The organism is Streptomyces sp. NRRL F-5650, assembly GCF_000721365.1.
GTDB lineage: Bacteria > Actinomycetota > Actinomycetes > Streptomycetales > Streptomycetaceae > Streptomyces > Streptomyces ardesiacus.
In genome coordinates this window covers 76473-96319 of sequence record NZ_JOGV01000008.1, presented here as the reverse complement: position 1 = coordinate 96319, position 19847 = coordinate 76473, and the positions used below count along the sequence as shown (strand labels likewise).

General features: G+C 71.8%; 16 protein-coding genes. 14 read left to right on the top strand and 2 right to left on the bottom strand.

What is annotated here, in order from left to right:
- The first annotated feature begins 68 nt into the window (after positions 1-68).
- From IG88_RS0110200 to IG88_RS0110190, 3 genes are all read left to right on the top strand, one after another.
- Complete coding sequence (locus IG88_RS0110200) at positions 69-689, top strand: TetR/AcrR family transcriptional regulator (RefSeq protein WP_031037785.1); 621 nt, start codon at positions 69-71, stop codon at positions 687-689.
- Between the two features lie 81 nt (positions 690-770).
- Positions 771-1472 carry a ribonuclease HII gene (locus IG88_RS0110195; protein WP_030402606.1) on the top strand — a complete coding sequence of 234 codons (702 nt, stop codon included), beginning with the start codon at positions 771-773 and terminating at the stop codon, positions 1470-1472.
- Between the two features lie 67 nt (positions 1473-1539).
- Positions 1540-2172, top strand: a complete 633-nt coding sequence (locus IG88_RS0110190) for a hypothetical protein (RefSeq protein WP_063760604.1) — start codon at positions 1540-1542, stop codon at positions 2170-2172.
- 324 nt (positions 2173-2496) lie between these two features.
- Here IG88_RS0110190 and IG88_RS0110185 read toward each other — a convergent pair whose 3' ends face one another.
- On the bottom strand, positions 2497-3111 hold the full coding sequence (locus tag IG88_RS0110185; RefSeq protein ID WP_031037779.1) for a hypothetical protein: 615 nt from the start codon (positions 3109-3111) through the stop codon (positions 2497-2499).
- A 286-nt stretch (positions 3112-3397) separates the two neighbouring features.
- Here IG88_RS0110185 and IG88_RS0110180 point away from each other — a divergent pair, with 286 nt between their 5' ends.
- The 7 genes from IG88_RS0110180 to IG88_RS0110150 all read left to right on the top strand — a co-directional run bounded on the left by IG88_RS0110180 (position 3398) and on the right by IG88_RS0110150 (position 14239).
- Positions 3398-5557 (top strand): RecQ family ATP-dependent DNA helicase, encoded by a 2160-nt coding sequence (locus IG88_RS0110180; protein WP_031037776.1) that lies wholly within the window; start codon positions 3398-3400, stop codon positions 5555-5557.
- Positions 5558-5676: 119 nt separating this feature from the next.
- Positions 5677-7233, top strand: coding sequence for a DUF4192 domain-containing protein (locus IG88_RS0110175; protein WP_031037774.1), 1557 nt, complete (start codon positions 5677-5679; stop codon positions 7231-7233).
- Between the two features lie 52 nt (positions 7234-7285).
- The gene (locus tag IG88_RS0110170) at positions 7286-8044 is read left to right on the top strand and encodes an NUDIX hydrolase (RefSeq protein WP_031037771.1); all 759 of its coding nucleotides are present in this window, start codon (positions 7286-7288) and stop codon (positions 8042-8044) included.
- A 67-nt stretch (positions 8045-8111) separates the two neighbouring features.
- Positions 8112-10187, top strand: coding sequence for an ATP-binding cassette domain-containing protein (locus IG88_RS0110165; protein ID WP_031037769.1), 2076 nt, complete (start codon positions 8112-8114; stop codon positions 10185-10187).
- 161 nt (positions 10188-10348) lie between these two features.
- Positions 10349-11236 (top strand): sporulation transcriptional regulator WhiH, encoded by an 888-nt coding sequence (gene whiH / locus IG88_RS0110160; RefSeq protein ID WP_031037766.1) that lies wholly within the window; start codon positions 10349-10351, stop codon positions 11234-11236.
- Between the two features lie 427 nt (positions 11237-11663).
- The gene (locus IG88_RS0110155) at positions 11664-13196 is read left to right on the top strand and encodes an RNA polymerase sigma factor (RefSeq protein WP_031037761.1); all 1533 of its coding nucleotides are present in this window, start codon (positions 11664-11666) and stop codon (positions 13194-13196) included.
- Between the two features lie 155 nt (positions 13197-13351).
- Positions 13352-14239 (top strand): S1 family peptidase, encoded by an 888-nt coding sequence (locus tag IG88_RS0110150; RefSeq protein ID WP_031037758.1) that lies wholly within the window; start codon positions 13352-13354, stop codon positions 14237-14239.
- A 102-nt stretch (positions 14240-14341) separates the two neighbouring features.
- Here IG88_RS0110150 and IG88_RS0110145 read toward each other — a convergent pair whose 3' ends face one another.
- Positions 14342-14572 carry a DUF7455 domain-containing protein gene (locus IG88_RS0110145; RefSeq protein ID WP_007445070.1) on the bottom strand — a complete coding sequence of 77 codons (231 nt, stop codon included), beginning with the start codon at positions 14570-14572 and terminating at the stop codon, positions 14342-14344.
- A gap of 440 nt (positions 14573-15012) precedes the next feature.
- Here IG88_RS0110145 and IG88_RS0110140 point away from each other — a divergent pair, with 440 nt between their 5' ends.
- The 4 genes from IG88_RS0110140 to IG88_RS0110125 all read left to right on the top strand — a co-directional run bounded on the left by IG88_RS0110140 (position 15013) and on the right by IG88_RS0110125 (position 19764).
- Positions 15013-17136: a DNA gyrase/topoisomerase IV subunit B gene (locus IG88_RS0110140; protein ID WP_031037755.1), complete on the top strand. Its 2124-nt coding sequence runs from the start codon at positions 15013-15015 to the stop codon at positions 17134-17136.
- Positions 17137-17399: 263 nt separating this feature from the next.
- Positions 17400-17924 (top strand): DUF1453 family protein, encoded by a 525-nt coding sequence (locus IG88_RS0110135; RefSeq protein WP_031037752.1) that lies wholly within the window; start codon positions 17400-17402, stop codon positions 17922-17924.
- Positions 17921-19075, top strand: coding sequence for a sensor histidine kinase (locus IG88_RS0110130; protein ID WP_031037749.1), 1155 nt, complete (start codon positions 17921-17923; stop codon positions 19073-19075). Before IG88_RS0110135 ends, IG88_RS0110130 begins: the two co-directional genes overlap by 4 nt.
- Positions 19072-19764, top strand: a complete 693-nt coding sequence (locus IG88_RS0110125; protein WP_031037737.1) for a response regulator transcription factor — start codon at positions 19072-19074, stop codon at positions 19762-19764. Before IG88_RS0110130 ends, IG88_RS0110125 begins: the two co-directional genes overlap by 4 nt.
- The last annotated feature ends 83 nt before the right edge of the window (positions 19765-19847 follow it).

Genomic DNA, 19847 nt, shown 5'->3' with positions numbered 1-19847 from the left:
CGTCACGACCGCACGACACGCACCTTGTCCCCGAATACCCCTTTTCACCGCTTTTGGAGACGTGCGACATGGTTGCTTCGCACTGGGCGGCCGCCTCCCCCCAGACGCCGTCCCGTCGGCGTGGCGCGGTCCTGGAGCGCGCCATCCTCGAGGCCGCGCTGGACCAGCTCGGCACCGTCGGCTGGAACGGGCTGACGATGGAAGGCGTGGCCGCCGGCGCGCAGACGGGCAAGGCGGCCGTCTACCGCCGCTGGCCTTCCAAGGAGGACCTCGTGGCGGACGCGCTGCGCTCCGGCCTGCCGGACTTCGACACGGTTCCCGACCTCGGGAGCGTGCGCGAGGATCTGCTGGAGCTGTGCCGAAGGGCGCGTGACGCGATGTTCTCCAGGCCGGGATTCGCCCTGCGTTCGGTCATTCACGAATGCGACAGCACGCAGGCCGAGCGCTTCTACGCGGTGATCACCAAGGGTGTCGTGGAACCGACGCTCACGATGATCTGCGAGGTCATCAACCGCGGAATGGAGCGCGGGGAAGTCCGTCGTGACGCGGCCAACGGATACGTCTTCGACGCGATCCCGGCGATGATGATGTATCGGTCGAAGATTTGTGCAAGTGAATGGACGGATCGCGAGCTCGAGGATCTGATCGACCAGTTGATGGTCCCGCTGCTGCGTCCCGACGGTTCCTGACCCGGCCCCGGGGCGGACCGGGTCCGCTCCGGGCGACCGGGGTGTCGCGCGGCGAACGCGGCGGCGTAGGCTAGGGGCGCCATGCCGTACGAACCACCTACTCACACCGTCGAGCGCTCCCTTCGCGCCACGACCGGAGCGAAGATCATTGCCGGTGTCGACGAGGTGGGGCGCGGTGCGTGGGCCGGTCCGGTCACCGTCTGTGCCGCGATCACCGGACTGCGCCGCCCGCCGGCCGGCCTGACCGACTCCAAGCTGCTCACCGTCAAGCGGCGCACCGAACTCGCCGTGGAGTTGCGTACCTGGGTCACGTCCTACGCCCTGGGGCACGCCTCTCCGGAGGAGATCGACGCGCTGGGCATGACGGCCGCGCTGCGCCTGGCGGCGGTGCGGGCCCTGGAGACCCTCCCGGTCCGCCCCGAAGCCGTCATCCTCGACGGCAAGCACGACTATCTCGGGGCGCCGTGGCGGGTTCGTACGGTGATCAAGGGTGATCAGTCCTGCGTGGCTGTCGCGGCGGCCTCGGTGCTCGCCAAGGTTCAGCGCGACAAAATGATGGCCGAACTGGGTGTCGACCATGCAGACTTCGGATTTGCGGACAACGCCGGGTATCCGTCGCCCGTGCACAAGGCCGCACTGGAGGAGCGGGGCCCCACCCCGCACCACCGGTTGTCGTGGGCGTATCTTGATGCGCTGCCCCAGTGGCGGCACCTCAAGAAGGTCCGCAGTTGGGTGGACGGAAGCGCTCCGGAAATCGAAGGCCAGCTTGGCTTCGACTTCTGACGGTTCGGCTCGCAGCATGTGCCACCCGCCGACGCGAGCCGCACCAACGTTTGATAAACATCAGCTCATGCCTCTCATTCCCGAGGAGCCTCAGATTCACGAGAAGGCCCAGGGTCCCCGCGCCACTCCGGCCAGTGGCCGCACCGCGCCGACCCCCCGCCCCGTACCCGGCCCCCGTCCCGCGGCTCCGCCGCGCCCCGGCCGTCCCGGCCCGGTGCGGCCGGCCCCGCCGGCGCAACGCGCCCCGCGCGATACGGCCGTGGCCAAACCCGGACCCTCGGGACCGGCCACCCCGGCCGCCACGGCCGCCGCTCCCCAGATCCAGTTGATCCCGGCCACGCCCGACGGTGCGCTCGACGCCGCCGAAGAGGCCGTGGACCTGTTGCTGGACTCGGGCCGTACCCCCGGTGACGTGCTGGTGATCACTACCGGCGACCCTCACCCGTGGGCGGCACACGAACTGTCCTTCGGCGATGCCGCCTACTGGGCGCAGCACGACGCGGGCGACGACGTCTTCTACGCGGACGCCGCCGTCGCGGACCGTGCCGCGGCGCGGGCCGTGGTCGTGGTCGCGCTCAACGGCGGTCCCGAGGCCGCCGCCGTCACCGCCCTCACCGTGGCCCACTCCCGGGCCGGCGCCCTGCTGATCGTCTGCGGTGACCCGCAGCGGATCAACTCGGTACTGGGCGCCGGCGTCTGAGCAGGCTTCGCCGAGCGCGGCGGCCGCAGGGGTGACACCAGGGGCGTCGGGCCGCAGTCCCCGTGCAGGGTCAGGGTCGGCTCCGGCGCCTCGCGTGCCCCGATGCCACGGCGCGTTGTGCGATCCGATCACGACGCGCTGCACGGGCTCGGCCCGACGCGCGGGACCGGTGGACGAGCCGGCAGTCCGGGCCTGAGCGGCGTACCGGTGACGCCGGGTTCCGCTGCGGTCCGGGGCGCAAGCCGCGTACGGTCCGGGGCACGGGCGAGCCGTGTCACCGCTCGGGCGCGGACGAGTGCGTCGTGGCCCCGGGCCCGCCGGTGTTCAGCGGGCCGCCGCGCGGCGCAGCACGTCCGAGGCGACACCGCCGGTGCGCGGGGGCGGAGGAGGTGCCTCCGCAGTGGCGAAGGGCTCCGGAGCCGATGCCGCGTTGGGCCGCCGCCCGCCGCGGCCCTCGCCGAGCACCTGCCAGCCGTCCCGCGTCAGCGTGATGTACGCGCCGCAGCGCAGCCCGTGCAGCGTGCACGCGTCTCGCAGGCCCCACATCCACGCGCCGTCCTCCTGCGTCCAACGGGCGTCGCCCTCACGGCAGTAGAGCAGCACGGCGGTGCGCACCGGGGTGCGGCGCCGCAGGTCGTGCGGGATGACGCGGCGAAGCTGGGAGAGCAGCGCGTTGCGGAACACCCAGCCGTCGGCCGGGGAGCGGCGGCTGGTGAACGAGGCGCTGGCGCGCAGTCGTTCGTCCGGGTCGAGTACGGCCACGACCGCCGTCGCCGGTGCGGGACGGTGCCGTGAGTGCAGCCCGCTGACGACCTCCCGGGGATTGCGCAGCAGCGGGATTCCGGCGGCGGCCCACTCCGCCGGTTCGAGCATGCGAGTGGCGGAAGCGGCGGACGACGAAAGCGAGGCCGCCGAGGACGGAGCGAATCCGAAGGTCACGTTCCTCCCTTCGGCTACGCGCCCACACTGCGGGCAGGGTCGGATTCGGGGAGCGCGCACCGCAGCGAAGCCCTGCCGGAGCACGGAAGGACCGTGCGGGGAGCGGACTTCAATTCTTCCTGTCGAACTGGGTTGCGGCAACGAGCAATTGGGGCCGGGGCCCTTTATCGGCTGATCTGCCTCCTATATCCCTACCCGGAGTGCCGCCGGGCGACGCACGGGACGGGCACGCGATCGGACCGCCGCGGATTCGCCGATTGTCAGTGCCATCGGGTTGCATGGGGATATGGACCACGTGGAACTCCGTACCGAAGCCGATGCCGTCCTCGCGGAGCTGGTCGGCGATCACGAGGGGTCGGCGCGGCTGCGGGAGGACCAGTGGCGGGCGGTGGCGGCCCTGGTGGAGGAGCACCGCCGTGCTCTGGTGGTGCAGCGCACCGGCTGGGGCAAGTCGGCCGTGTACTTCGTCGCCACCGCACTGCTGCGCCGGCGTGGGGCGGGCCCCACGGTGATCGTCTCGCCGCTGCTGGCGCTGATGCGCAACCAGGTGGAGTCGGCGGCACGGGCGGGGATCCGGGCGCGCACGATCAACTCGGCCAACCCCGAGGAATGGGAAACGATCTACGGGGAGGTCGAGCGGGGCGAGACCGACGTCCTCCTCGTAAGCCCGGAACGCCTCAATTCCGTGGACTTCCGGGACCAGGTGCTGCCGAGGCTCGCGGCCACGACCGGACTGCTCGTGGTGGACGAGGCGCACTGCATCTCCGACTGGGGTCACGACTTCCGCCCGGACTACCGCCGGCTGCGCACGATGCTGGCCGAGTTGCCGGCCGGGGTGCCGGTGCTGGCCACCACCGCGACCGCCAACGCGCGGGTCACGGCCGACGTGGCCGAGCAGTTGGGCACGGGCGGTGAGGACGCGCTGGTCCTGCGGGGCCCGCTGGACCGCGAGAGCCTGCGGCTGGGCGTGCTCCAGTTGCCCGACGCGGCGCACCGGCTGGCCTGGCTGGGGGAGCGGCTGGGTGATCTGCCGGGTTCCGGGATCATCTACACCCTGACCGTGGCGGCGGCGGAGGAGGTCGCGTCGTTCCTGCGGCAGCGCGGACACCCGGTCGCCTCGTACACCGGGAAGACGGAGAACGCCGACCGGTTGCAGGCGGAGGAGGACCTGCTGGCGAACCGCGTGAAGGCGCTCGTGGCGACCTCGGCGCTGGGTATGGGCTTCGACAAGCCCGACCTGGGCTTCGTGGTGCACCTGGGCTCGCCGTCGTCGCCCATCGCCTACTACCAGCAGGTGGGGCGTGCGGGACGCGGTGTGGACCACGCCGACGTCCTGCTGCTGCCGGGACGGGAGGACGAGGCGATCTGGGCGTACTTCGCCTCCGTGGGCTTTCCTCCGGAGGAGCAGGTGCGGCGCACGCTGGCGGTCCTGGCGGAGGCGGGGCGGCCGATGTCGCTCCCGGCCCTCGAACCGTTGGTGGACCTGCGGCGTTCACGCCTGGAGACGATGCTGAAAGTCCTGGACGTGGACGGCGCGGTCAAGCGGGTGAAGGGAGGCTGGACCGCCACGGGCGAGCCATGGACGTACGACGCGCAGCGGTATGCGTGGGTGGCGCGGCAGCGGCAGGCGGAACAGCAGGCCATGCGGGACTACGTGGCGACCACGGGGTGCCGGATGGAGTTCCTGCAGCGACAGCTCGACGACGAGAAGGCGACTCCGTGCGGCCGCTGTGACACCTGCGCCGGCCCCTGGCTCGACCCGGCCGTCCCGTCCGCGGCCCTGGCGGCGGCGACGGGCGAACTGGAGCGTCCTGGTGCGGAGGTCGAGCCGCGCAAGATGTGGCCGACCGGGCTCGCCGCGGTGGGCATGGACCTCAAGGGCCGCATCCCCGCGGGCCAGCAGGCCCTCACCGGGCGGGCGCTGGGACGGCTGTCGGACATCGGCTGGGGCAACCGGCTGCGCCCGCTACTGTCGGCGCAGGCGGCGGACGGACCGGTCCCGGGCGACGTGCTGGACGCAGTGGTGACGGTGCTGGCCGACTGGGCCCGCTCCCCGGGCGGCTGGGCCGACGGCTCTCCCGACGCGGTGGCCAGGCCCGTGGGCGTCGTCGCGATGCCCTCCCGCACGCGGCCCCAACTGGTCTCCTCACTGGCCGAAGGCGTGGCACGCATCGGCAGGCTTCCGATGCTGGGCCACCTCGCCCACACCGCCCACGCCGACGAGCACGCCGCCCACCGCAGCAACTCCGCCCAGCGGCTGCGCGCCCTGGCGGAGTCGTTCACCGTGCCGGACGACCTCGCCACGGCCCTGGCGGGGACTTCCGGCCCCGTCCTGCTCGTCGACGACTACACCGACTCCGGCTGGACCCTGGCGGTGGGCGCACGCCTTCTGCGCCGGGCGGGCGCCGACCAGGTGCTCCCGCTGGTCCTGGCGCTGGCGGGATAGAGCCGAGGACACCGCGTCGCGAAGCCGTCGTGCCGCCGGACCGGGTGAAGTGATGTGTCCCTGCCGAGAGTTATCCACAGGGCTCAGCGGGATTCGCCGATCCGCGAGATCGTCGAGTCATGACGAACCACAGTGAAACGACCGGATCCCACGAGAACGGTGACATCCCGGGCCCCAGGCATCCGGACCGCGCCCCGCAGGGCAGCCCCGGGGACGAACAGCAGGTCACCCTGCGCACCCCCGCCGAACTCGCCGACGCCCTGCCGTACCTGCTCGGTTACCGCCCGGAGGACAGCATCGTCCTGGCCGCCCTGCGGGACAGGGACGGGCGGGGCCGCTTCGGCGGTCGCGCGCGCCTGGGCATCCCGGCCAACCCGGACGACTGGGCGGGCGCGGCCGGGCAACTGGTCCACGGCCTGGTGACCGGGAGCGAGCGGCGAGGGGCGCGACCCGAGCAGATGGTCGCCTACCTCTGCCAGGAGCCGGGCCCCGGCGAAACCGGACGGGAGGTGATGGAGCGGCTGCGGCCGCTGGCCCAGAAGCTGCGTGTCGAGTGCGGTGCCCTCGACGTGCCCGTCGTCGAGGCCCTGTGCATCTCGGCGGGACGCTTCTGGTCGTACTGCTGCGACGAGGAGGCATGCTGCCCCGCGGAGGGCCTCCCCATGGGGCTCCCGGGTACGTCGGTGGTGGCCGCGGCGGCCACCTACGCCGGCATCCAGGTGCGCGGCACGCTGCGCGAGCTGCGGGCCAGGATGCTTCCCCGGGAGGACGCGGCGGCGGCCGAGCAGACCGCCGCCCTGGACGCGGCCGCCGCGACGCTGGTCTCCCGGATCCTGGACGCCGCCGGCCGCGCGGAGGTGGCCGAGGAAACGCTCGGGACGGCGGAGCGGGTCATGCGACGTCTTGCCGCGGCCCCGCCCGTCTCCGGCGTCCCGGCCGAGGACCTGCGCGACGACCACCTGCTCGGGCACGAGGAGGCCGCCGCACTGATCCTCGGGCTCCAGGACCGTACGACACGTGACCGCGCGGCCGCGTGGATGGAGGGCGACGAGGCGGCCCCCGCGATGCGCCTCTGGCGGGCCCTGGCACGTCGCTGCGTCGGGCCGTACGGCGAGCACGCCGCGGCGCCCCTCACTCTCGCGGGCTGGGTCGCCTGGTCCACCGGTGACGAACTGGAGGCACGGGAGGCACTGGCCATGGCCCTGGGCGCGGACCCCGACTACCTCTTCGCCCGGCTGCTGCACCAGGCGTGCAACGAGGGCCTCGATCCCGAGTCCGTCCGCCGCTGTCTGCGCGAGGGGAGGAAGGGCGGAGCGGGCACGGGAAGCGGTAATCCGGGCGGTGACGGGCGCGGCGGCGCGGCCGTGCAGGGCGAGCAGGACGAACGCTCGTCCACCCCGCCGCCGGACCGTCGGCGCCGCTCGCACGTCCCCGCCCCGCGCAGCGCCGCGTCGGCGCACGGCGTGCGACGCCGCGCCAGGGCGCACGCCCGCCAGCCGGGCGCCGCGATCGTACGCCCACGCACCCCCTCCGGAGGCGACCGCCCCGGGACCGCGCGGACGGACCGGACCCGCCCCCGTCCCTCCCGGGCGGCGGCCACGGGCAGGCACGACACGCGCCCGCACGCGGCGGGCAGGGGCGAGAGCGCGGCGGACGGGGACGGTGAGCGCCCCTGAAGCGGGTCGTGGAGGGCGTGTTTATCGTCAGGGAGACGACTATGATCACCGCATGGCCTACGACCCGTCAGCCTTTCCGCCCTTCGCCGTCACCGTGGACCTCGTCGTGCTGACCGTGCGCCGCCACTCCCTGTGCGCGCTGGCGGTGCGCAGGGGCGAGCCGCCGTTCCAGGGCCGTTGGGCTCTGCCCGGCGGGTTCGTGCGGGCCGGCGAGGACCTGGCGCAGGCCGCGGCGCGGGAACTGGCCGAGGAGACCGGGCTGTGCGTCCACGACCCGGTCGCGCCGGCCCAGGACAACGGTGCCCATCTGGAACAGCTCGCGACCTACGGCGACCCCGACCGCGACCCCCGGATGCGCGTGGTCAGCGTCGCCCACCTCGCACTCGCCCCCGACCTGCCCGCACCACGGGCGGGAGGTGACGCCAGCAACGCCCGTTGGGCACCGGTCGAAGAGCTGCTTGAGCAGAGCGGTTACGGCCACGACGGCGAGGGGGTGGCCCCGCTCGCCTTCGACCACGCCCGGATCCTGTCCGACGGGGTGGAGCGAGCCCGCTCCAAGATCGAGTACTCGTCGCTGGCCACCGCCTTCTGCCCGCCGGAGTTCACCGTCGGCGAGCTGCGCCGCGTCTACGAGGCGGTGTGGAGCGTCGTGCTGGACCCCCGCAACTTCCACCGCAAGGTGACGGGCACGCCGGGGTTCCTCGTGCCCACCGGCGGGACGACCACCCGGCAGGGCGGCCGTCCCGCGCAGCTCTTCCGGGCGGGCGGCGCGACCCTCCTCAACCCGCCGATGCTCCGGCCCGAGGTCTGACGCCGAGCCCGGCCGGCGGGCCGTGCGATGCCCGAAAAACCGGATATCGCACGCTATCTTGCTACGGGTGATCCAGGCCTTCGGACTGACCAGCAACCCCCGCAAGGAGCTCTTGCCCGCCGTCGACGACGTCTCGTTCGAGGCGTGCGCGGGCCGCGTCACCGCGCTGCTCGGAGCATCGGGCGCCGGCAAGACGACGGCACTCAGACTCATGCTCGAGCTGCAACGGGGCCGTGGCCTCACCTACTTCAGAGGCCGCCCCCTGCACCGCATCGCCCATCCCGCCCGAGAGGTCGGCGTGCTGCTGGGCGATGTCCCGGGGCACCCGGCCCGTACGGTGCGCGGCCATCTGCGCATGCTCTGTGCGGCCGCCGGTGTTCCCGTCCGCAGGGCCGACGAGGTCCTGGAGTCCGCCGGTCTCGAGAGCCTGCGCGACGAACGTCTCGGTGCGCTCTCCCGGGGTATGGACCGTCGGCTCGGTCTGGCCTGCGCGCTCGTTCCCGACCCGCACACCCTGGTCTGCGACGACCCCGCCGGTGCCCTCTGTGCCCAGGACGCCCGGTGGCTGCACGGCGCGCTGCGCGCGCACGCCGCCCAGGGCGGCACGGTCCTGTTCAGCACGCCGGATCCCAAGGAGGCCGCGCGCAACGCCGACCACGTCGTCACGCTGGAGAAGGGCAGGGTCGTCGCCGACCAGGAGGCGGCGGAGTTCTCCCGCACCCGGCTGCGTCCCCGCGTCGCCGTCCGCACCCCGCACGCCGCCCGCCTCGCCGCTCTGGTGGCCAAGGAGGCGCGAACGGCACGCCGTTCGGTGGAGGTGGTGCCCGAGGGCGGCAACCGGCTCGCGGTGTACGGCAGTACGTGTGCCGACATCGGGGAGACCGCCTTCCGCAACGGCATCCTCGTGCACCAACTGGCCGACGAGGTGGGCGACATGGGGCCGGGCGCCGGAGCGGTCCCCGCTGCCCGGAACCAGGAGCGCGGGGAGACGGACGGTGACCGTGCACAGGTCGCCGGGACGCAGGCCGCCGGAGCGCCGGCCCCGCCCCGCACCGCGCCCTCCGGTGCCCCGCGGCATCCCCACGCGGGCCTCCGGCAGACGTCCGCCACGGAGGGAGGCGCGGACACGACCGCGGCCGAGACCGTCCGGCACAGGACTCCTGGCCCCCGGCGGGCCCTCGCCCCCGAGGGCGTCGCCCACAGTGCCTCCGAGGGCCCGGGGTCCGGCCCCGGCGACGCTCCCGATGCCTCCGACGCTCCCGATGTCTCCCGGCACCGCGCATCGCGCCCGTTCGGCGCCCGCCTCGCCGGCTCGGTGAGGGGGGTCCGGGACGAGGCCGTCACGCTCCCGCCCCCCATCGTCGTCCGTTCCTCCCCCAGCCCGCTCCGGCCGCTGCGCTACGAACTCCGTCGCGCGCTCGGCGTCGGCACCGGCTTCGTCATCGGCGCGGTCGTGCTCCTGGTCTCCACCGTCACCGCCGTGATCCTCGCCCGGATCGGGCACACCCCGCAGGCCCGTCTCCTCGCAGCGTGGCCCCAACAGATGCCGTTGCCGCCCGCCGCGCTCGGTGCCGGGCTGCTCGGCGCGCTCGCCTTCGGCGACGAGTTCCGCCACCCCGCCCTCGCGGCGGACCGTGGCACCGTGCCCCGCCGCATGGGGCTGCTCACCGCCAAGCTCGTCGTCTCCGCCGCCACCGCGCTGCTCCTGGCCGCCCTCACCGTGGGCTGCGACACCGAAGTGCTGCGCCTTTTCTACGGGGCCGAACTCGTACAGGTCCCCACCGACTGGCCGGCGCTGAGTGCCGGTTGGCTCGCGCTCGTCGTCGGTTGCGCGTGGTCCGGAGTGCTCGCCGCGGGTGTCTTCCGGTCCACCTCCGCCGGGCTCGCGGCGGTGGTCGCCGTTCCGGTCGTCGTCGTACCGCTCGTACAGAAGGTCTGGCAGGGGCCGTCCGTACGGACCGCCGCCGGTCTCCCGATGCGCGTGCGCGAGTCCCTCCTGACCCAGTGGCCGTTCGGAGGCGAACGGTACGTGGCGGAGGCGCTGCGTCTGGTCGCCCAACCCGTGGGCGGCGCAATGACGTTGTCCCTGACCACGCTGCTCTGCGCGTATCTGCTCACGACCCTGCGCGGCAGGGTCCGGTGACGCCTGTCTCACCCTTCCGTTCCGACCCTGTGCGCAACTCCCCGGGGAAAGCCCATTTCTTTCCGATAAGGCGTCAATTGCGACGGGGTGAGCGATCACCCTTTCGTGTGCTTTTCACCAAAGACCTCAAGGGAGTTGGGAACAGCGCCGACAAAGGATGCGTGAGTACCCTTGCGCACACCATGATGACCGCCGCCCGTTCCGCCGACTCCGGCCTCGCGAACCCGGGCGAACTCGACCGCTACCCGTACGCCGAGACGCCTGCCGTCGACCGCGTCGGAGCGCCCTCCTGGGAAGGAGTGGAGACCGAGCTGGGCCGCGTGGGCCGGCGCACCGCGGGCAACCGTGGCCGCGGGCTGCACGGGCAACTCGTCCAGCAGCTTGGCCAGATGATCGTTTCGGGTGACCTGGGCGCCGACCGCCCGCTGGTGCCCGAGGAGATCGGGCAGCGTTTCGAGGTGTCCCGCACCGTCGTGCGCGAGTCCCTTCGCGTACTGGAGGCGAAGGGGCTGGTCAGTGCCCGCCCGAATGTCGGCACGCGCGTGCGTCCCGTGAGCGACTGGAACCTCCTCGATCCGGACATCATCGAATGGCGTGCCTTCGGGCCGCAGCGCGACGACCAGCGCCGTGAGCTGAGCGAGCTGCGCTGGACGATCGAGCCGCTCGCCGCGCGCCTCGCCGCCGGCCATGGGCGTGAGGACGTCCAGCAGCGGCTGGCCGACATGGTCGGGATCATGGGGCACGCCATGGGCCAGGGCGACGCGCTCACCTTCTCCCGTGCCGATGCCGAGTTCCACACCCTGCTCATCCAGGTCGCGGGCAACCGGATGCTGGACCACCTCTCCGGGATCGTCTCCGCCGCCCTCCATGTCTCCGGCGGCCCGGTCACCGGCTGCGACCGGCCGAACGACGTGTCGCTCGCCCAGCACGGCCGCATCGTCGACGCCCTCGCCACCGGCGACGGCGCGGCGGCCGAGGCGGCCATGCGCCAGCTCCTGACCGTCCACCCCGAGGTGGAACGCGTGGTGCCCGCCCCGCGCGAGCACTGACCGCCTTCCGCCGCAGCGGCGCGGTCCGGGCACGCCAAACCCCTCCTGTGGCAGTGGCCGGACCGCCGCCGTCACCGTCGGGCCCCGCGGAGCCGCTCGTGGTTCCCCGGGGTCCGACGGTGTGATGAGAGGCTGAGCCGTCCCGTCATGGCCGGGCGTGCGAGTTGGCGACCCGGTTCCTTCGTATCTGACCGGTTTTGATCGCTTACGGGGTGTGACTCGGGCCACGCGGATTGGGCGTAACGCTCGTGGGAACAACACGATGACCTAAGAGGTGACAGCCGCGGAAGGAATACGGACGCCGTTCACGGCGCTGTGCATCTCCCCGGCCCGCCCGCACCGTCGGCCCATCCCCAAGCCGGTGGTCGGCTCCCGTCCGCCGTGGACGGAGCCGGAAGCCGTTTTTCAACGTTCCGAGAGGTTGTTCGTGTCGGCCAGCACATCCCGTACGCTCCCGCCGGAGATCGCCGAGTCCGTCTCTGTCATGGCGCTCATTGAGCGGGGAAAGGCTGAGGGGCAGATCGCCGGCGATGACGTGCGTCGGGCCTTCGAAGCTGACCAGATTCCGGCCACTCAGTGGAAGAACGTACTGCGCAGCCTCAACCAGATCCTCGAGGAAGAGGGTGTGACGCTGATGGTCAGTGCCGCAGAGCCCAAGCGCACCCGAAAGAGCGTCGCAGCGAAGAGTCCCGCCAAGCGCACCGCCACGAAGACGGTCGCGGCGAAGACGGTGACCAGCAGGAAGGCGACCGCGCCCGCCGCTCCGGCGGCGCCCGCCGCAGAGCCCGCCGCCGAGGAAGAGGCGCCCGTCAAGAAGACGGCGGCGAAGAAGACCACCGCCAAGAAGGCGACCGCGAAGAAGGCGACCGCCAAGAAGACGGCGGCGAAGAAGACCACCGCCAAGAAGGACGACGCCGAGCTTCTCGACGACGAGGCGACCGAGGAGCCGAAGGCCGCGGCGGAGGAGCCCGAGGGCACCGAGAACGCGGGCTTCGTCCTGTCCGACGAGGACGAGGACGACGCTCCGGCCCAGCAGGTCGCCGCGGCCGGCGCCACCGCCGACCCGGTCAAGGACTACCTCAAGCAGATCGGCAAGGTCCCCCTGCTCAACGCCGAGCAGGAGGTCGAGCTCGCCAAGCGCATCGAGGCCGGGCTGTTCGCCGAGGACAAGCTCGCGAACTCCGACAAGCTGGCGCCCAAGCTCAAGCGCGAGCTGGAGATCATCGCCGAGGACGGCCGCCGCGCCAAGAACCACCTGCTGGAGGCCAACCTCCGCCTGGTGGTCTCCCTGGCCAAGCGCTACACCGGCCGCGGCATGCTCTTCCTGGACCTCATCCAGGAGGGCAACCTCGGTCTGATCCGCGCGGTGGAGAAGTTCGACTACACCAAGGGCTACAAGTTCTCCACGTACGCCACCTGGTGGATCCGCCAGGCGATCACCCGCGCGATGGCCGACCAGGCCCGCACCATCCGTATCCCGGTGCACATGGTCGAGGTCATCAACAAGCTCGCGCGCGTGCAGCGCCAGATGCTCCAGGACCTGGGCCGCGAGCCCACTCCGGAGGAGCTGGCCAAGGAGCTCGACATGACCCCGGAGAAGGTCATCGAGGTCCAGAAGTACGGTCGCGAGCCCATCTCGCTGCACACCCCGCTGGGCGAGGACGGCGACAGCGAGTTCGGTGACCTCATCGAGGACTCCGAGGCGGTCGTCCCGGCCGACGCGGTCAGCTTCACCCTCCTGCAGGAGCAGTTGCACTCCGTTCTCGACACCCTGTCCGAGCGCGAGGCCGGCGTCGTCTCCATGCGCTTCGGTCTCACCGACGGCCAGCCGAAGACCCTCGACGAGATCGGCAAGGTGTACGGCGTCACGCGTGAGCGCATCCGCCAGATCGAGTCGAAGACGATGTCGAAGCTGCGTCACCCGTCGCGCTCCCAGGTGCTCCGCGACTACCTCGACTAGGTCGCGGCAGGCAGTACGAGCGTCACCGAGTGCCAAGGAGGCCCGGTCCCGTCAGGTGCGGGACCGGGCCTCCTTCGCGCCGGGCAGCGGGTGCGCGACAGGGCGTACTGGATCACTCTGGGTGTCTCGTGACCACCTAGGAGTGAGGAGCCCGCATGCGTCGTCTCTTGGCCCGGACACTGGCCCGGCCGCTGGTGCTGGCGGCCGCCGCGACCGCGATACCGCTGGGGTCGGCCGTCCCCGCGGCCGCCGACAGCATCGTCGTCGGAGGCTTCCCGGTCGACGTGTCCGACAGCCCGTGGACCGTCGCCCTGTCCAGTCGTGACCGGTTCGGGGGTACGCGGGCGGGACAGTTCTGCGGGGGAGTGGCCGTCGGCCGGACCACCGTGCTCACCGCGGCCCACTGCCTGGGGGAGGAGGTTCTCGGGTCCCCGCCGGAGCAGGTGGACGACCTGCGGGTCATCGCCGGACGGACCGACCTGCTGTCGGACCGGGGGCGGGAGATCCCCATCCGCTCCGTCTGGGTGAACCCGGAGCACGACGACCGCAGCAACGCGGGCGACTTCGCCGTCCTGACCCTGTCAGAAGCCCTTCCCGCCGGATCGGTGATAGGGATGGCGTCGGAAGGTGACCCTGCGTACACGCCCGACACGGGGGCGCTCGTGTACGGCTGGGGGGACACCTCGGGTGCGGGGGACTATGCGAACGGCCTGCACGCGGCCCGGGTGCGGGTGCTGTCCGACGCGTCCTGCGAGCGGGCGTACCCGGGCAACGACGAGGGGCGGTATCTCCCGAGCACCATGCTCTGTGCCGGGCAGGAGACCGGGGGCCGCGATGCCTGCCAGGGGGACAGCGGGGGGCCGCTGGTCGGTCAGGGAAGGCTCATCGGCCTGGTGTCGTGGGGGAGTGGCTGCGGACGCCCGGGCAGCCCGGGGGTGTACACGCGCGTCTCCTCGGTGCTGCGGACACTGGGATGGGACGGTACGGCCACGAAGCAGGACGGTACGGCCACGAAGCAGCGGGGAGCGCCTGACGGGCGGTGAACGCCTGCGGGCACGAGTACGGGCGGCCTGCCTCCGGAATCCGGGGGCGGGCCGCCCGCTCATCGGCCTGTGCCGATTCGGCTCGTCGTCGGGCGCGTTGAGTCAGCGTTCTTCCTCGGCGGAAGATGCCGGAACAGCCGTCAGCCGCTCCGTCTCGTCCTGTATCTCAGCGGCGATCTTCTTGAGTTCCGGCTCGAACTTGCGACCGTGGTGGGCGCAGAAGAGCAGTTCTCCGCCGCTCAGCAGGACGACGCGCAGGTAGGCCTGGGCGCCGCAGCGGTCGCAGCGATCGGCGGCCGTCAGCGGGCTTGCGGAAGTCAGAACAGTAGTCACGTCGCCTCTTCTCTAGCTCGACGAGCTGTCGTACCAGGGTCAACATCCAACCAGCCCCAAAACGTTCCCGCTCGTGGCTTTTCCTCGAAAAAAATTTCCGAGGGGCCGGCTGTTGCCGATTGGCGGCGAATGTGCCGTATTGCGTGTCTGTGTGTCGTACGGGTTCGCGCAGTCGGTCAGTGTCGGTCCCGCCGGCTGGGTTGCCGGTTTGTTCATGAGGACGTGCCCGGAGCCTAAATGGTTCATGCCTCGAAGGGAACGTGATGTGTACTTCACCCCATCGAGGGATCGAACAGGTATGCGATCGTGGACTAGGGTGAGTCGGCGACGAGGGTGGCGTTACAACGGCTCTACCAGGCATCGGTACCCTCTGACCGGTGAACCGAGCCACGCCCTTACCCAGCGGGGCCCCATCTGAAATTCAGCGAGGAGCGAACCGCGTGACCGCCGAGACATCCGTGCCGTCCACTGCGCTGCTGGCAGGAGCAGACCGGGACGGATCCAACTACACCGCGCGGCACCTGCTCGTCCTCGAGGGGCTCGAGGCCGTGCGCAAGCGTCCGGGCATGTACATCGGGTCCACCGACAGCCGTGGCCTGATGCACTGCCTGTGGGAGATCATCGACAACTCCGTCGACGAGGCCCTGGGAGGTTACTGCGACCACATCGAGGTGATCCTCCACGACGACTCCTCTGTGGAGGTCCGTGACAACGGCCGGGGCATCCCCGTCGACGTCGAGCCCAAGACCGGGCTGTCCGGCGTCGAGGTCGTCATGACCAAGCTGCACGCCGGCGGCAAGTTCGGAGGCGGCTCCTACGCGGCCTCGGGCGGTCTGCACGGCGTCGGCGCCTCCGTGGTGAACGCCTTGTCCGCCCGCCTCGACATCGAGGTGGACCGTGGCGGGCACACGCACGCGATCAGCTTCCGCCGCGGGGTCCCGGGCACGTTCGCGAAGACCGGCCCGGACGCGAAGTTCGACCCCGGGAACGGGCTGCGCAAGGCCAAGAAGATTCCCAAGAGCCGCAGCGGCACGCGCGTGCGGTACTGGGCGGACCGGCAGATCTTCCTCAAGGACGCCAAGCTCTCCCTGGACACGCTGCACCAGCGGGCCCGCCAGACGGCGTTCCTGGTGCCCGGGCTGACCATCGTCGTCCGGGACGAGTTCGGTCTCGGCGACGGCGGCAGCAAGGGCGAGGAGTCGTTCCGCTTCGACGGAGGCATCAGCGAGTTCTGCGAGTTCCTGGCCAGTGACCGGCCCGTCTGCGACACCCTCCGCTTCAGCGGGCAGGGCTCCTTCAAGGAGACGGTCCCGGTGCTGGACGAGGAGGGGCAGATGACCCCCACCGAGGTCACCCGCGACCTCGGCGTCGACGTCGCCCTGCGCTGGGGCACCGGCTACGACACCACCCTCAGGTCCTTCGTCAACATCATCGCCACGCCCAAGGGCGGCACCCACGTCGCCGGCTTCGAGCAGGCGGTGACGAAGACGATGAACGAGGTGCTGCGCACCAAGAAGATGCTGCGTGTCGCCGAGGACGACATCGTCAAGGACGACGCCCTGGAGGGGCTCACCGCGGTCGTCACCGTCCGGCTCGCCGAGCCGCAGTTCGAGGGCCAGACCAAGGAGGTACTCGGCACCTCGGCGGCCCGCCGGATCGTGAACAACGTGATCAGCAAGGAACTGAAGGCGTTCCTGACCTCGACCAAGCGTGACGCGGCCCAGCAGGCCCGGGTGGTCATGGAGAAGGCCGTCGCAGCGGCCCGCACCCGCATCGCCGCGCGTCAGCACAAGGACGCCCAGCGTCGCAAGACGGCCCTGGAGTCCTCCTCGCTGCCCGCGAAGCTCGCCGACTGCCGCAGCGACGACGTCGACCGCAGCGAGCTGTTCATCGTCGAGGGCGACTCCGCGCTGGGCACGGCCAAGCTCGCCCGGAACTCCGAGTTCCAGGCCCTGCTGCCGATCCGCGGCAAGATCCTCAATGTCCAGAAGTCGTCCGTGACGGACATGCTGAAGAACGCCGAGTGCGGGGCGATCATCCAGGTCATAGGAGCGGGCTCGGGCCGCACCTTCGACATCGACGCGGCCCGCTACGGCAAGATCATCATGATGACCGACGCCGACGTCGACGGCTCCCACATCCGCACCCTGCTGCTGACCCTCTTCCACCGCTACATGCGGCCCATGGTGGAGGCGGGCCGGGTCTTCGCCGCGGTGCCCCCGCTGCACCGCATCGAGCTGGTCCAGCCGAAGAAGGGCCAGGACAAGTACGTCTACACGTACTCGGACCGGGAGCTGCGCGACAAGCTCATGGAGTTCCAGAGCAAGAACATCCGCTACAAGGACTCCATCCAGCGCTACAAGGGCCTCGGTGAGATGGACGCCGACCAGTTGGCGGAGACGACCATGGACCCGCGCCGCCGCACCCTGCGCCGGATCAACCTCACGGACCTGGACTCCGCCGAGCAGGTCTTCGACCTGCTGATGGGCAACGACGTCGCGCCCCGCAAGGAATTCATCTCCAGTTCCGCGGCCACGCTGGACCGGTCGCGCATCGACGCGTGAGGAAGCCCGACGGCGCGTGAAAGCCCGACGGCGCGCGAGGAATCGTGCCGCCGACGGACCGGGTCCGGAGCCATTGCCGGGCCCGGTCCGCCGTATGCGGCCCGGACCGTCGCCCCTCCACCCGTGGGTGGAGCGCAGGGACGGGCAGCGCTCCACCCATGATCCACCCGGACTCCGATTCCGTGACCTCGCCGTTTCCGTAACGTCGAAGGTGCCGGCGGGACCGCCGTCGGCGTCTCCCTTCTTCCGTTCACGGAGGCACGATGTCCGGGCTCCTCGACGCGTTGGCCATCACGGCGGCTGCCGCCCTGGTGATCACCCGGCAGTTCCGCGCAAGCCGCATCGACACCGACCGGCGCTGGTGGGTGCTGCCCGTGGTGCTGGCAGTCGTGGCTCTGCGCGAACCGGGCATGATCGACGGTCACCACCAGAGCGCGGCCGTGCTGATCCTGGCCGCCGAAATGATCGTCGGCCTGGTCACGGGCGCCGGCTGGGCCTGGACCACCCGGATATGGACCGAGGCCGACGGTGCCGTGTGGAGCCGGGGCACCCGGGCGAGCGTCGCGGTGTGGGGCGTCGGCATCGCGCTGCGCGCGGTCCTCTACGGGATCGGTGCGGCCCTGGGAGTGCGGCAGGACGGCTCCGCCCTGCTGCTCGCCCTCGCGGTGACCCTGCTGGTCCGGTCCGGCGTCCTCGCCTGGCGCCTTCACTCCCCGGGCCCCGCCGGAGCCCCCGGTCGCGCGTACCGTGACGCGGTGCCCCGGCCCGCCAGGAAGGAACCCGCATGACGGAGAACCTCTGGACGAGGTGGCCTTCCAGGGAGGCGCTCCTGCCCGAAAGCGTCTCCCGGCCCCGCCGCCTGCTCTCCCGGGGAGTGCGGCTGGTGGTGTTCGGGACCCTCCTGTGGGGTGCGTTCACCAGCAGCCGTCTGCACGGCTGGGGCTCGGTCGCGGCAGCCGTCGGTCTTGTGGCCGCCGTCTGTGCGGCCTGGGCGTTCTTCCGGACCACGCTCGCGCACCGCCTGTGGCCGTCCCTGGCGCTCGTCGTCGTCCTGCTCGCGCTCGCGGTCGCCGCCCGGTCCGTGGGGTTCGACGTACCCGCCCTGATCATCTGGTGCGGTTGCGCCGTGGTCGCCCTCGAACGGCTGCCCGTCGCCGCCGCGCTGCCCGTGGCCTCGGTCGCGCTGGCCTCGTACGCCGTGGCCGGCGACGACGCGTGGCTGACCAAGGCCGCGACGGCGGGCGGGCTGGTTCTTGCCGGATACGTCCTGCGGCTCGATGCCGAGGCACGCGGGAGCGCGCAGCGGCTCCTGGCCCAGGAGCGGGCCGCCCGGGCGGCCGAGGCGGAGTCCGCCGCACTGGCGGAGCGGGCCCGTATCGCCCGGGAGATCCACGACGTACTGGCGCACAGTCTCTCGGCGCAGATGGTGCACCTGGAGGCGGCCCGGTTGTTGATCGAGCGGGACGCGGACCGGCAGCAGATTCTGGACCGGGTCGTGGCGGCACGGGGCATGGCCCGCGACGGACTGGCCGAGACCCGGCAGGCGCTGTCCGCGCTGCGCGGGGACCTGACGCCGCTGGAGGACTTCCTGACCCAGCTCGTGGAGACGGCCGGGGGCACCGCGGAAGTCACCATTACGGGGGAACGCAAACCGTTGCCCGCCGAGGCCTCGCAGGCCGTGCGCAGAGTGGCCCAGGAGGCGCTGACGAATGCCCGCAGGCACGCTCCCGGCGCCGGGGTGCGGGTGCGGCTGGACTACGGCGCCCACGAAGTGATGCTGGACGTACGGGACTCAGGAGGTCCGCCCGGGGAAGAATCCGGCACCGCGGGTGGGTACGGTCTGCTGGGCATGCGGGAGCGTGCCGAACTGCTGGGCGGCTCGCTGCGGGCAGGGCCGGGCGAGGAGGGGTTCGTGGTGACGTTGAAGGTGCCCGTATGACCGGGGTGCCCGGGGAGAGGCCCGCGCGGGTGATGGTCGTGGACGATCAGACCGTGGTGCGGGAGGGGATCGTGATGCTGCTCGGACTCCTGCCCGGTGTGGAAGTCGTGGGCGCCGCCGGTGACGGGGAGGAGGCGGTGCGCCTCGTCGCGGAACTCTCCCCGGACGTGGTGCTGATGGACCTGCGCATGCCCCGGTGCGACGGGGTGGAGGCCACCCGCCGGATCCGCGCCGAACACCCCGGGACCCAGGTCGTCGTGCTCACGACGTACGCGGACGACGAGTCGCTGTTCCCCGCATTGCACGCGGGGGCGCGCGGCTATCTCACCAAGGACGCGGGCGGGGACGAGATCGTCCGGGCGGTGCACAGTGTCCTGTCCGGCGAGGCCGGGCTCGCTCCGAGCATCCAACGGCGCCTGCTGGAACGGCTGTCCGAGTCCGCGCCACGGCCGAGCGGCCCTCCCGAGCCGCCGGACGGGCTCACCGCCCGGGAGACGGAGGTGCTGGTTCTCATCGCCGAAGGACTCGACAACCAACAGATCGCGAAGAGGCTGCACGTCTCCACGGCCACGGTGAAGACCCACATCAACAACCTGTTCGCCAAGACCGGCCTCAAAGGCCGTGCGCAAGCGGTGCGTTACGCCTATGGAAAGGGGTTGGTGCGGCCACCGGAGGGAGGAATCACCTGATGGGGTGAAGTGCCCGGGGAAGCGCAGCCGCGGATCCTCGCGCTCTGCCCATCCTGGGGCATGCAGTCAAGCAACGACCGGTC